14 protein-coding genes and 1 tRNA gene are annotated in these 12,396 nt (G+C 66.8%); 9 read left to right on the top strand and 6 right to left on the bottom strand.

Annotated elements, in window-relative coordinates; translation table 11 throughout:
- Nucleotides 1-30: 30 nt before the first annotated feature.
- The 3 genes from ACFE7D_RS06260 to ACFE7D_RS06270 form a co-directional block, all read right to left on the bottom strand.
- Entirely contained in the window at nucleotides 31-1,320 is a 1,290-nt protein-coding gene (locus ACFE7D_RS06260; protein WP_375394568.1) for an MFS transporter, read from the bottom strand.
- Complete coding sequence (locus ACFE7D_RS06265) at nucleotides 1,317-2,045, bottom strand: Crp/Fnr family transcriptional regulator (protein ID WP_375394569.1); 729 nt, start codon at nucleotides 2,043-2,045, stop codon at nucleotides 1,317-1,319. Before ACFE7D_RS06265 ends, ACFE7D_RS06260 begins: the two co-directional genes overlap by 4 nt.
- A gap of 122 nt (nucleotides 2,046-2,167) precedes the next feature.
- Nucleotides 2,168-2,371, bottom strand: coding sequence for a hypothetical protein (locus tag ACFE7D_RS06270; protein WP_375394584.1), 204 nt, complete (start codon nucleotides 2,369-2,371; stop codon nucleotides 2,168-2,170).
- Between the two features lie 184 nt (nucleotides 2,372-2,555).
- Here ACFE7D_RS06270 and ACFE7D_RS06275 point away from each other — a divergent pair, with 184 nt between their 5' ends.
- Entirely contained in the window at nucleotides 2,556-2,717 is a 162-nt protein-coding gene (locus tag ACFE7D_RS06275) for a hypothetical protein (RefSeq protein WP_375394570.1), read from the top strand.
- Nucleotides 2,718-2,854: 137 nt separating this feature from the next.
- Here the strand turns inward: ACFE7D_RS06275 and ACFE7D_RS06280 are convergent, their stop codons facing one another.
- Complete coding sequence (locus tag ACFE7D_RS06280) at nucleotides 2,855-3,475, bottom strand: helix-turn-helix transcriptional regulator (protein ID WP_375394571.1); 621 nt, start codon at nucleotides 3,473-3,475, stop codon at nucleotides 2,855-2,857.
- Between the two features lie 91 nt (nucleotides 3,476-3,566).
- Here ACFE7D_RS06280 and ACFE7D_RS06285 point away from each other — a divergent pair, with 91 nt between their 5' ends.
- From ACFE7D_RS06285 to ACFE7D_RS06295, 3 genes are read left to right on the top strand one after another with little or no spacing between them, the layout of a single operon-like run.
- Nucleotides 3,567-3,746, top strand: coding sequence for a hypothetical protein (locus tag ACFE7D_RS06285; RefSeq protein WP_375394572.1), 180 nt, complete (start codon nucleotides 3,567-3,569; stop codon nucleotides 3,744-3,746).
- The gene (locus tag ACFE7D_RS06290; protein WP_375394573.1) at nucleotides 3,743-4,078 is read left to right on the top strand and encodes a hypothetical protein; all 336 of its coding nucleotides are present in this window, start codon (nucleotides 3,743-3,745) and stop codon (nucleotides 4,076-4,078) included. The genes ACFE7D_RS06285 and ACFE7D_RS06290 overlap by 4 nt, the downstream gene beginning before the upstream one ends.
- 47 nt (nucleotides 4,079-4,125) lie before the next feature.
- The gene (locus ACFE7D_RS06295; RefSeq protein ID WP_375394574.1) at nucleotides 4,126-5,310 is read left to right on the top strand and encodes an acyl-CoA dehydrogenase; all 1,185 of its coding nucleotides are present in this window, start codon (nucleotides 4,126-4,128) and stop codon (nucleotides 5,308-5,310) included.
- Between the two features lie 54 nt (nucleotides 5,311-5,364).
- Here the strand turns inward: ACFE7D_RS06295 and ACFE7D_RS06300 are convergent, their stop codons facing one another.
- Both ACFE7D_RS06300 and ACFE7D_RS06305 read right to left on the bottom strand, forming a co-directional pair.
- On the bottom strand, nucleotides 5,365-6,663 hold the full coding sequence (locus tag ACFE7D_RS06300) for a sugar MFS transporter (RefSeq protein ID WP_375394575.1): 1,299 nt from the start codon (nucleotides 6,661-6,663) through the stop codon (nucleotides 5,365-5,367).
- A gap of 67 nt (nucleotides 6,664-6,730) precedes the next feature.
- A complete protein-coding gene (locus ACFE7D_RS06305; RefSeq protein ID WP_375394576.1) occupies nucleotides 6,731-7,531 on the bottom strand; it encodes a DODA-type extradiol aromatic ring-opening family dioxygenase in 801 nt (266 codons plus the stop codon).
- A 383-nt stretch (nucleotides 7,532-7,914) separates the two neighbouring features.
- Between ACFE7D_RS06305 and ACFE7D_RS06310 the strand changes: the two genes are divergently transcribed.
- From ACFE7D_RS06310 to ACFE7D_RS06330, 5 genes are all read left to right on the top strand, one after another.
- Nucleotides 7,915-8,460, top strand: a complete 546-nt coding sequence (locus tag ACFE7D_RS06310; protein ID WP_375394577.1) for a (2Fe-2S)-binding protein — start codon at nucleotides 7,915-7,917, stop codon at nucleotides 8,458-8,460.
- Between the two features lie 133 nt (nucleotides 8,461-8,593).
- Complete coding sequence (locus tag ACFE7D_RS06315; RefSeq protein WP_375394578.1) at nucleotides 8,594-9,430, top strand: RcnB family protein; 837 nt, start codon at nucleotides 8,594-8,596, stop codon at nucleotides 9,428-9,430.
- 75 nt (nucleotides 9,431-9,505) lie between these two features.
- The gene (locus ACFE7D_RS06320; protein WP_375394579.1) at nucleotides 9,506-10,177 is read left to right on the top strand and encodes a prolyl hydroxylase family protein; all 672 of its coding nucleotides are present in this window, start codon (nucleotides 9,506-9,508) and stop codon (nucleotides 10,175-10,177) included.
- A 23-nt stretch (nucleotides 10,178-10,200) separates the two neighbouring features.
- The gene (recJ, locus tag ACFE7D_RS06325) at nucleotides 10,201-11,964 is read left to right on the top strand and encodes a single-stranded-DNA-specific exonuclease RecJ (protein WP_375394580.1); all 1,764 of its coding nucleotides are present in this window, start codon (nucleotides 10,201-10,203) and stop codon (nucleotides 11,962-11,964) included.
- Nucleotides 11,965-12,008: 44 nt separating this feature from the next.
- Nucleotides 12,009-12,083 (top strand) — tRNA-Glu (locus tag ACFE7D_RS06330).
- Nucleotides 12,084-12,396: the final 313 nt, after the last annotated feature.

The raw sequence follows: 12,396 nt of genomic DNA on the forward strand, positions 1-12,396 counted from the left end.
ATGCCGGGACGAGCCCGGCATGACGGATGGTCAATCCTCCAAGATCCGGCTGGTATCGCGCGTATCGGGCATCCGCAGATACGTGACCAGCGACACCGCGATCATCGCGGCGACATACCAGTAGAACCCCCGCTCGAGCCCGGCCTTCTTCAGGCCGAGCGCGACCCATTCCGCGGTCCCGCCGAACAGCGCGTTGGCCAGCGCATAGGGCAAGGCGACCCCCAATGTCCGGATATGCGCCGGAAACAGTTCCGCCTTCACCACCGCATTGATCGCGGTATAGCCGCTGACGATGACAAGCGCGGCGAGGACCAGTGCGAAGGCCGCATAGGGCGACCGGACTCGTTCAAGCGCCAGGAAGATCGGTACCGTGGCCAACGTCCCCGCGAGCCCGAACCCGACCATCAGCGGCTTGCGCCCGATCCGGTCGGACAGCGCGCCGAACGCCGGCTGGAGCAGCATGTACAGCGTCAGCGCCGCGGTCATGATCCAGGCGGCGGTGGCGCGCGGGAAGCCGGCGGAGTTCACCAGGAATTTCTGCATGTAGATGGTGTAGGCGTAGAAGGCGAGCGTGCCCCCCGCGGTCAGGAACAGCACGGTGGCGGCCTCGCGCGGGTGATCGCGGAACAGCGCCAGACCGCTCGAGCGGGGTGCGTGCTGTGCGGCCGCGTTCCGGAAGCTTTCGGTCTCGAGCAATCCGCGCCGGATGCGGTAGACCGCGATCGCCAGCAGGCCGCCGATCGCGAACGGGATGCGCCAGCCCCATGCGTCCAGTTGCTCGGCGCCGAGTATCGATTGCAGCACCAGCAGCACGCACAAGGCGAGAAGCTGGCCCGCGATCAGCGTGACATATTGGAAACTCGCGAAGAAACCGCGCCGCTCCCGCCCCGCCATCTCGCTCAGGTACACCGCGCTCGCGCCATATTCGCCGCCGACGCTAAGCCCCTGCAGCAGCCGCGCGAATACCAGCAGAGCCGGCGACGCCCAGCCGATCGCCGCATAGCCGGGCGCGACCGCGATCAGGAACGCACCCGCGCACATCAGCGTGACCGAGATCGTCAATGCTGCTTTCCGCCCATGGCGATCGGCATAGACCCCCATCGCCCAGGCACCGATCGGGCGCATGACGAAACCGACCGCGAACACCGCCGCGGCATCGAGCAATTGTTGGGTCCGCCCGCCCGCCGGGAAGAACACGCCGGCGAAATACAGTCCGAACGCGGAATAGGTGTACCAGTCGAACCATTCGACCAGATTGCCGGCCGATCCGCCGACGATCGATCGCAGACGCTCGGCGCGGGTCGGCGATGGTGCGCTCACCCGCCGGTCAACTGTCCTGCCGATCCGTAGAGATAGCCCGGATCGAACTCCGCCACCGAGGCGAGCCCCTTGGCGTCCGGGATCGTCGCGACGCCGTTGCGAAAGTGCAGCAGCCTGGCCTCGCGCAATACCCTGAGCGTCCGGTTGACGTGCACCGGCGTCATCCCGCACGCCTCGGCGAGATCGGCCTGGATCATCGGCAGCGTGAAGATACCGTCCTTCGCCAGCCCGACCATCGCGAGCCGTTCGTGTATCTCGCAGAAGAAATGCGCCAGGCGACCCGTCGAATCGAGCCGCCCGAGCCGGAAGATCCATTCGCGGTGCATCGCCGCGTCGAGCAACGTCGAAAACCACAGCATCCGGGTCAGATGCGGTGCCTGTTCGATGATCTTTTCCAGTGTCGTATGTTCGAACGTCGCGATCGTCACCGGGCCGAGCGTCGCCACGTCGTGATCGAGCCAGCGCATCGGAAAGGCGTGAAGATCGACGAAATCCCCCGGCACATGGACCGCGACCAGTTGCCGGTGGCCTTCGCGGTCATCCATGTACCGGCAGATATAGCCGTCGAGCAGCAGCGTGCTGTGCGATACCGGCTTGCCGGCGCGGACCATCAGATAGCGGGCGGGCAATGTCTGAACGCCGCCGACTGCATCCTCCAGCATCGCACGCTCTTCCGCTGTCAGGTCGCTTCGTCCGCGTCCCATCAGAAACCGTTCCGTCCGCATTTATGCCCCTCTTCGCGCATTTATCGCGTCGCGCACGCACCTTGCCGGTGTTTTCGTGCTTGTCCAGCATAGTCGAGCGGTCGTTCCCGGGGGCGGCCGGAGGAGGGCCTGCGCGCCTGGTATCAGTGCACGGTACCGATGGCATAGGGCGCCGTCATCACGACGATCAGCCGTTCGGTCTGACGCCAATGACAGAAATGGATATGGTTGCCGACGTCGCGGCTGCGATCCGCGCGCACCGCGGCCTCGAGGCCGGCCTGCGACCCGAACGATGCGATCAGATCGGTGGCGTCGCTGACGATGCGTATGTCGGCGATATAGGGCATGTCGGACATCGGCGCTCCTGATGCAGTTGCCTGCATCGGTACAAGCCGCGTGCCAATGCACGCGCACCGGCGGCAACAGCGACGGACCAAGGTAAACGCGCTCCATGGCCGCGCACCGTCGCCGTCCCGCCGATCCCGCGACGGGACGCTGGTGTCCCGTCCGGGGACGTGGCAGGGCTCGCTCATGGCCACGCCCTCCCCCTCCGCCGGCGGCATGCCGATCGCGATCGGTGCGATTGGCGGTGCGGCGATCGGCTTCGTGTTCGGCGAGGCGACGCCGGGGTTCCTGATCGGCATCGCACTCGGGATCGCGGTCGCGCTGTTGATCTGGTGGCGCGGGCGGTAGATCGCCCTAGCGCGACGACGGCCCGCTTCGCTCAAAATCCAAAGCTGTTCTCCCGCAAAGGCGGGAGCCCGGGGTCGCAGAGGACGGTGCCCGCGGCCCCCGGACCTCCGCGTGCGCCGGGGAACATGCTTTCCGCGCTAGCGGGTCGCGCGCATCTGCCAGACCACCCGTCCCAGGATTGCGACTTTGCCCGCCGGAACGGGCGGTGCTGCCGGATTGTCGCTGGTCGGCACGAAGCCGCCGGGCCCGGGCGTCAGGCGCTTCACCATCACCGCATCGTCGATCCGGACGACATGCACCCCCGCCCGCACCGCGGCCGGCACCGCCGTATCGATCAACACCCAGTCGCCGTCGAACAGGCCCGGCTCCATCGACGTACCGCGGACGCGAAGCATCGCCGCGGCGTCGGGCGCGACGCCAAGCCGGCGTAGCAGCCGCCGATCCACCGCATCGGCACCGAGCATGATTTCGCGATCGACCAGCGTCCCCGGGCCGGCGGATGCGGCGATCGACAGGCGCGGCACGGACACGGTCGACGAAGGTGCCGCCGCCGGCGCACCGAGCACCGATTCGGCCACCCCCAGATAATCCGCCAGCAACCGCCGTTCCCGTTCGGGCAAACGCTGCGGCGTTCCACGCGACACATATTGCTGCAGATACGCGACGTTGCGTCCCAGCATCCGCGACAGCGCCGACAGGCTGGCCCCGCTCGTCGCCGCATACGCCCGCAGCGCCGCTCTTGGATCGGTTTCGGACACATCTCGACCGATAGCGCAGGAATTTTCCTAGACAAGTTGGAAAATGAGAACATTAAGGGAACGCGTCATATCCGAACGGAGGAAACGCACCATGTCCCTGCTCGTCGCGATCGACCGCTATCTGCGCGGCACCGGCATGCCGCCGACGAAATTCGGGCGGCTGGCGGTCAACGATCCGCGGCTGGTGGGCGATCTGCGCCGCGGTCGTCAGCCCGGGCGCGCGGTCGCCGCCAAGGTCGAGGCGTTCATCGGATCGGGGCGGCGCGCATGAGACCGGACTCGCTGCGGGGACCTGATGCCGGCACATTGCTCGTCCGCGCGCTGCGGGCGCAGGCCATGGCGGCCAGCGTCGTGATCGCCGTCCGGTCGATCGCCACCAGACCCTGGGCCAGCGCGACCTTCATCGGCGCGGGCCACCGGATCGCCGTCGAAGCAGAACCGGGCGAGTCGTTCGACCGGTGGATCGCCACGATCCCCGAAAGCGAATGGATCATTCGCGGGCATCTCGTCGCCGATCTGATCGTCGATCGAATCATACTCAACGGGGGCAATGCGTCCGTGTCGATTTCGATCCTGACGATCGAGGATACTGAACCGTCTTGACGCGGACGCCGTCCGCTCCGAAGCGCTTGATCGCAAAGGAGAGTATGATGAGCGGCATGGCACGGTTCGACTGGGAGGATCCGTTCCTTCTCGACCAGCAGCTATCGGACGACGAGCGGATGATCCGCGACACCGCCAAGGCCTATGCGCGCGACAAGCTCGCCCCGCGGATCGTCCATGCGTTTCAGCATGAACATACCGACCCGGCGATCTTCCGCGAGATGGGCGAACTGGGCCTGCTCGGCCCGACGATCCCGGAGCAATATGGCGGCGTCGGCGCGTCCTATGTCGCCTATGGCCTCGTCGCTCGCGAGGTCGAGGCTATCGATTCGGGCTATCGATCGATGATGTCGGTGCAATCGAGCCTCGTGATGTACCCGATCTACGCGTTCGGATCGGAGGCGCAGAAGCACAAATTCCTGCCCAGGCTGGCGAGCGGCGAGTGGATCGGCTGCTTCGGCTTGACCGAGCCCGATGCCGGCTCCGACCCGGGCAGCATGACGACGCGCGCGGTGAAGACGGATACGGGCTACCGGATCTCGGGCGCGAAGACGTGGATCAGCAATTCGCCGATCGCCGATGTGTTCGTGGTGTGGGCGAAGAGCGACGGGCACGGCGGCGCGATCCGCGGCTTCATCCTCGAGCGCGGCATGGACGGGATCGAGACGCCGAAGATCGAGGGCAAGCTGTCGCTCCGCGCCTCGGTTACCGGTATGATCCTGATGGACGATGTCGAGATCGGCGAGGACGCCCTGCTGCCCGACGTGTCGGGGCTGAAGGGGCCGTTCGGCTGCCTCAACCGCGCGCGCTACGGCATCAGCTGGGGCGCGATGGGTGCTGCGGAATTCTGCATGGCGGCATCGCGGCAATATGGGCTGGACCGCAAGCAGTTCGGTACCCCGCTCGCCGGACGGCAACTGTTCCAGAAGAAGCTGGCGGACATGGAGACCGAGATCGCGCTTGGGCTGCAGGCGAGCTTGCGGGTCGGACGGCTGATGGACGAGGGTCGGTTCGCGCCCGAGATGGTAAGCCTAGTCAAGCGCAACAATGTCGGCAAGGCGCTGGCCATCGCGCGGGATGCGCGCGACATGCATGGCGGCAACGGCATTTCGGGCGAATATCAGGTGATGCGCCACCTGATGAACCTGGAGACGGTCAACACGTACGAGGGCGCGCACGACGTCCATGCGCTGATCCTCGGTCGTGCGATCACCGGGATCGCGGCTTTCTGAGGGCGGTCGGTGGGGTATCGGAGGGTGCCGGCGGCGCGCCCTCCGCTGTGGTTCTCAGCTGTCGGCGATCTCGGCCACCGGCTTGCGCGCATAGATGCCATATGCCGCGATTACCGCATAACAGATGCCCGGTAACAGCAGCGCGAAATGCAGCGAGCCGCTGTGATCGGCGATCGTGCCGGTCAGATACGGCACGATCGCCCCGCCGACGATCGCGGTCGCAATGACGCCCGATCCCTCCGCAGCGCGCGTGCCGAGCCCTTCGGATGCCAGCGCGAAGATCGTCGGGAACATGATCGAATTCGCCAGCCCCACCGCCAGCAACGCCCAGCCCGATACCGCACCCGTCATGTTCGCCGACACCAGGGTCAGCAGGATCGCGGTGGTGGCGACCCCGGCGAGCGCCTTGCCCGGCGATACCAATCGCAGTACCCCCGATCCGACGAACCGCCCGGCGAGCGCCCCGCCCCAGTAATAGGGGATATGGTTGCCGGCAACCTGATCGGTCGCCGCCCAGACATCCGCCTGGGTCAGGTACGATACGATCAGCGATCCGATCGAGACCTCCGCACCGACGTACAGGAAAATGCAGAGCACGCCGATCGCGAAGCGCGGTCGCTCGAGCAGCGTGAAAGCGTGGAACATCGAGACGCTTTCGACCTGTTCCTCGCGCAACCGGTTGCGCCGGGTCCAGACCACGCCGGCGATGACCAACAGCGCGGCCGCTAGCCCCAGATAGGTGTGGACGATCGCGCGTGAGGCCTCGACCCGGTACGCATCGCGCGCGGCACCCGTCAGCGTCGCTGCGCTGACGCCCGCCAGTCCGCCCAATATCAAGGTCGATCCGACGCGCGGGAAGGCCGTGGTGCCGAGCGAATTGAACGCCTGCGCGAAGGTCAGCCGGCTCGATGCGGTCTTCGGCGCGCCGAGCAGCGAGATCAGGGGATTGGCGACGACCTGGACGATAGTGATGCCGGCCCCGAGCACGAACAGCGCGATCAGGAACACGCCGAACGTCGCGGATGCCGATGCGGGGATGAACAACAGGCACCCGATCATCATGGTGACCAGCCCGATCGCGGCGGTACGCATATAGCCGGCCCGCCGGACGATCGCCGCGGCGGGGATCGAGAACAGTCCGTACGCGAGGAAGAACGCCGACTGGACCAGCATCGCCGATGCGTGGTCGAGCGTGAACAGCTCCCGCAATTTCGGGATGATGATGTCGTTGAGGCTGGTGATGCCGCCGAAGATGAAGAACAGCGCGAAGACGAAGATGCGCAGGTCCGGCGCATCATAGCCGTGGTCGGCGTCGCCGCGTGCCGCAACCGCTTGATCGGTATCGACGTGCATCCCGGTCCCTCGTTCATTCTCGAGTCCCGGATAGGATGCCGTTCGCCGGACTGGCAAGCGCCGTGCCTCAGCCGAAGCGATAACCCGAGACCGTCCAGCCCATTACCATGTCGCGGTACTCCTGCACCGCCACGCCGTCACCCCCCGCCCCCAGCGCGACCATCAAAGGCAGCAGATGTTCTGCCCGGGGATGTGCGAAGCGCGCGTCGGGCAGCGTCGCCCAATCGGTGAGGCGCGCCGCACGGGCAACGGGATCGGGATCGGTCACCGCCGCGGACAGCGCATCGTCCCAGGCTGCCGAGGACCCGCTCGCAACGCCGCCGAACGCGCGCATATTGTGGAAGCTCATCCCCGATCCGACGATCAGAACGCCCTCGTTACGCAAAGGGGCGAGCGCCTGCCCGATCGCGATGTGTGCCGCCGGGTCGAGATCGGCACGCAGCGACAATTGCACGAGCGGGATGTCGGCCGACGGCACCGCGACTTTCATCGGGATGAAGACGCCGTGATCCCACCCGCGCGTCGCATTCTCTGCAACCGGATGACCAGCCGCGCGCAGCAGGTCCGCGGCGCGGCGGGCCACGTCCGGCGCACCCGGCGCATTCCACCGCAGCCGATAGGTATGCGGGGGAAAGCCGCCGTAATCATAGAGCAGTCCCGGACGCTCGCCGACATGAACCGTTGCGACGGGTTCCTCCCAATGGCCGGAAACCAGCAGGATCGTGCGCGGTCGTTCGGGCAGGCTGTCGATCGACCCCGCCAGATAAGCCTGCATCGGGCGCCACATTTGATGGGGCGGCCCGCCCGCGGGATCCATGAAGAAACAGGGGCCGCCGCCGTGCGGAATGAAGAGGGTTGGATGGGTCATGATCATAATGTGCGTCCGCCCCGCGCGCTGCACAATCGCACGGATCGAAACGCCGCGTTTCGCCTAGGGTCCAAACCCGATCAGGCCGATGGTCGTGATCGCCCGGAGAGAGGCACTGGCAAGGAGCGCAGCGCAGTCGCATGGCAGCGCCACGCGCAAGCAAGCGACGCCGCCAGTGCCTCTCTCCGGGCGACCGCTTTCGGGTCCCGTCAAAGCAATACTTTGATGGGTGCGCTGTGCGGCGGGCCAAATCTGGCGCACAGCGGCGTCGCTCGTCGGTCACGACGCGAAGGCATCGCTCCCTCCTCGCTCCTGCCTGTGCGCCAGATTTGGCTCCGTCCCGACCGTTGGCCTGATCGGGTTTGGACCCTAAGGATCGGCGCATGACACGCTTCACGGTCAATAATCAGCCGGTCGAATACCGGCTCGATCCGCAAACGCCGTTGTTGTGGGCGCTGCGCGACGCATCGAACCTGACCGGCGCCAAATATGGCTGTGGCACGGGGATCTGCGGCGCATGTACGGTCGATGTCGACGGCCATGCGGTCCGATCATGCCGGGTGTCGATCGCAGGCATCGAGGGCAGCTACGTCACCACGATCGAGGGACTGTCGCGGGAGCGTACCCACCCGGTGCAGCTCGCCTTCATCGCCGCCAACGTACCGCAATGCGGGTTCTGCATCCCCGGCATCGTGATGGCGGCGGCGGTGCTGCTCAAGACCGTGCCCGACCCAAGCGAGGACCAGGTGCGCGCCGCGATCACGAACATATGCCGCTGCGGCGTCTATCCCCGCCTGATCGACGCGATCCAGCGCGCGGGCCGTGCGATGCGCGGCGAAGAGACGATCCCCGCCGGGTTCAGGCCAGGGATCGATCCCGCCGATTCGGCGCGACAGGTGCCGGCACTGGTCCCGCCCAAGGCACCCTGATCCTATACGCACATGACAGGAACCTGTCGGATCGCTGACAGACGGGTTCAGCTTCACGCCAGCACATAGCGCCTAGCATGGTGCCATCGTCCGAACCGGTGCGTTCACCGTTCATAACAGGAAGGATAGCATCATGGTCAAACCAGTCATTGGGCTTCTGCTCGCCGCCTCCGCGTTCGCCCCGGCGATCGCCAGCGCACAGCAGGCGAACGTCGAGGCACGCGGCGACGTACAGGTCGATGGACAGCGCGGCGGCGATCAGGCCCGCCGCGACGCCTATCGCGCGCAGCACCAGCAACAGAACCAGCAGCGTTCGCAAGCGCAGGGCCAGCAGCCGCAGCAGGGCCAGCAACAGCAGGGTCAGCCCCAACAGGGCCAGCCACAGCAAAACCAGTACCGCCAGGGCCGGAACGGACAGGCCCAATATCAGCAGGGCCAGTATCGCCAAGGCCAGAACCCGCCGGCACGGGAACAGCGCGGGCAATATCAGCAGGGCCAGCGCCCGAACTTCGGACCAAATACCCCGGGTGGCCAGGGTGGCCAGGGTGGCTATGCAGGCCGCGGTAATGACGGCCGCGGTAATGACGGCCGCGGTTACGACAACCGTGGCTACGACAATCGCGGAAGCCAGCAAGATGGGCGCGGCAATCAGGGCCGCGGCGGCTGGAACAATGGCTGGCACGGTGACCGCCGCTACGACTGGAACGGCTACCGTGCGCAGAACCGCGGTGCGTTCCACCTGCCGCGCTATTACGCGCCCGGCGGCGGTTACGGCTATCGCCGCTATTCGGTCGGCATCACGCTCGGCTACGGCTTCTACGGCCAGAATTACTGGATCGGGAACCCGTATACCTACCGCCTGCCACCGGCCTACGGCCCCTATCGCTGGGTCCGGTATTATAACGACGCGCTGCTCGTCGATGTTCGCAGCGGCTATGTCGTCGATGCAGCGTACGGCATCTTCTGGTAAGGCGTGATGGAGGCCCCGGCGAACGACGCCGGGGCCTCTTGCGTTTCGTCGGGGGCGACGGCAATCGGTCTGGTCATGGCCATCAGGAAACCCGGTTCCCCGTCGAAAATCCGCCAATCCGCCGGACGGACGGTTGTGCAGCGGCTCGACGCCAACCCCGCGGTCACCTGCGCGCAGGTTCCCGCCGCGGAGGTCTATTACCATTCCGATTTCCTCTCCGCGGCGCAATGCGAGGCATTGGTCGCGATGATCGACGCGCATCGCCGGCCATCGACGTTGCTGTCCGACAAGGCGGGGACCGGGTTCCGGACCAGCGAAAGCTGCGACATGGACCGCCATTCGCCGGACGTCCGCCCGATCGACGAGGGCATCGCGCTGCTGCTCGGGCTCGATCCTGCCAGGGGCGAGACGATGCAGGGGCAGCGTTACGCCCCCGGCCAGCAATTCCGCGCGCATCACGACTATTTTCACGAGCGCGAAAGCTACTGGCCCGCGATGAAGGCGTCGGGCGGGCAGCGCACATGGACCGCGATGGTGTATCTGAACGACGTCGAGGAAGGCGGCGCGACCTGGTTCCCGCAGGCAGGCATCCGCGTCGCGCCCAGGCGCGGTCTGTTGCTCACCTGGAACAACATGAACCCCGACGGCAGCCCCAACGAACTGACGCTCCACGAGGGCATGCCGGTCGTCGAGGGCGTGAAGTACATCGTGACCAAATGGTTTCGCGAGGGCGACTGGATACAATAGCCATGCTCGCGTAGAGGCTGGCGATGGACGTCCTCGGCATTTCCCGATCGATCATGGGTCAGCCCTGGCGCTGGCGAGCGACGAGCGCGGATGCGCGCGATCCGGGGTTCACGCCGGACGATCTGGTCACGCAGATCCTGATGGCGCGCGGATGTCCGCGCGACGCGCTGGACCTCCACAAGACGCCGTCGATCCGCGGCTTCATGCCCGACCCCTCGATCTTCCGCGACATGGACCGCGCCGCGGACCGGCTCGCCGATGCGGTGATCGCCGGCGAGCATGTCGCGATCTTCGGCGATTACGATGTCGATGGCGCGACGTCGGCGGCGCTGATGGTGCTGCTGCTCCGCGATCTCGGGATCGAGGCAAGGCCCTATATTCCCGACCGGCTGACCGAAGGCTATGGCCCGTCGGGTCCCGCTTTGCTTCGGCTCGCGGCGGAGGGCGCGACCCTGATCGTCACCGTCGATTGCGGGGCCCAGGCGTTCGACGCGCTGGCGGCGGCGCACGCGGCCCCCGTCGATGTCATCGTCGTCGACCATCATAAATGTGCAAGTACCCTGCCCCTGGCGCACGCGCTGGTGAACCCCAACCGGCTCGACGAGGGAGACGGTGCAGCGCACGGACACCTCGCAGCGGTCGGCGTCGCGTTTCTGCTTGGCGCGGCACTGGTGCGAACGCTGCGAGCGCGCGGCTTCTTCGCCGGACGGGCGGAGCCGCGGCTGATCGACCTGCTCGATATCGTCGCGCTCGGCACCGTCGCGGACGTGGCGCAGTTGCGCGGGCTCAACCGTGCGTTCGTCGCGCAGGGGTTGAAGGTGATGGCGCAGCGCCGCAACATCGGCATCGCCGCGCTGATCGAGACTTCGCGCCTGACCCGCAATCCGACCGCGACCGACCTCGGCTTCGCGCTCGGCCCGCGGATCAACGCGGGGGGTCGCGTCGGCAAATCGGACCTGGGCGTCCGCCTGTTGACGACGAGCGATCCCGACGAAGCCCGCGCGATCGCCGCCGAACTCGATCGCCTGAACGAGGAGCGCCGCGGGATCGAGGGCGCGGTCCAGACCGCGGCGGACCTGATGATAGGCGGTGACCGCCGCATCGTCGTGGTGTCCGGGCAAGGCTGGCACCCGGGCGTCATCGGCATCGTCGCCGGTCGGTTGAAGGAAAAGCTCGGCCGGCCGGCGATCGTGATCGCGGTCGATGAAGCGGGCATCGGCAAGGGATCGGGCCGATCGATCGCGGGCGTCGATCTGGGCGCGGCGGTGCTGGCCGCAAAGGAGCATGGCCTGCTGGTCGCGGGCGGTGGCCATGCAATGGCGGCGGGGCTGACGATCGACGTCGCGCAAGTTGCAGCGTTCGCCGATTTCCTGGAAGACCGCCTCGCCGCCGGGGTCGATCGCGCGATCGGCGACCGCGCCTTGCTGCTCGATGCCGTGATGGCACCCGGCGGGGTCAGTCCCGATTTCGTCGGCGCAATGGAGGCCGGGGGTCCTTACGGCATGGGTTGGCCCGCGCCGCGCATCGCCGCCGGTCCGGTCCGCGTGGTGAAGGCGGAGATCGTCGGCAACGGTCATGTCCGCGCGATCGTGGCGGGCGACGACGGCCGCAGCCTGAAGGCGATGGCGTTCCGCAGCGGCGACACCCCGCTCGGTCAGGCCCTGCTCGGTGCCGGTCCGCATCGCCGGCTGTGGATCGCCGGCCGCGCCAGGATCGACGACTGGTCCAGCCGCCCCGCCGCCGAACTCCACCTCGAAGACGCCGCCTGGGCCGACCGCCCAGCTTGACGGCTTTCTCGCCGGCCCGTAAGCGCATCGCTCGCACCGCTAACGGCCCCTTCGTCTAGCGGTTAGGACGACGCCCTCTCACGGCGTAAGCACGGGTTCGATTCCCGTAGGGGTCACCAGGCACCTACCGGTGCCCGGGATTAGCGGTTTACGTCTGGTAAAGCGTTGGTGCGAGGGGCCTTCGGTTAAGCGCGACTTGCCGGGCCGCGGCGCCTGATCCTGACGTTCATGGAACTCGACGCGGCGGTCGGCGCCCGCGTCACAATTTCGCCGGGCCCAGAGGTTTTTTCCACCCGCGGTGGCTGGCCAGTCTTTGCAAGGTCGGTTCCCTTGAAACCATGCGTCATGCGCTGAGCATCGGAGTTATAATAATTTTCCACTAGGACGCGGTGACATTTTAGGGATTCCACTGAGCCGATAGTTCTGATTCAA

Source organism: uncultured Sphingomonas sp. (genome assembly GCF_964244235.1).
Classification (GTDB): domain Bacteria; phylum Pseudomonadota; class Alphaproteobacteria; order Sphingomonadales; family Sphingomonadaceae; genus Sphingomonas.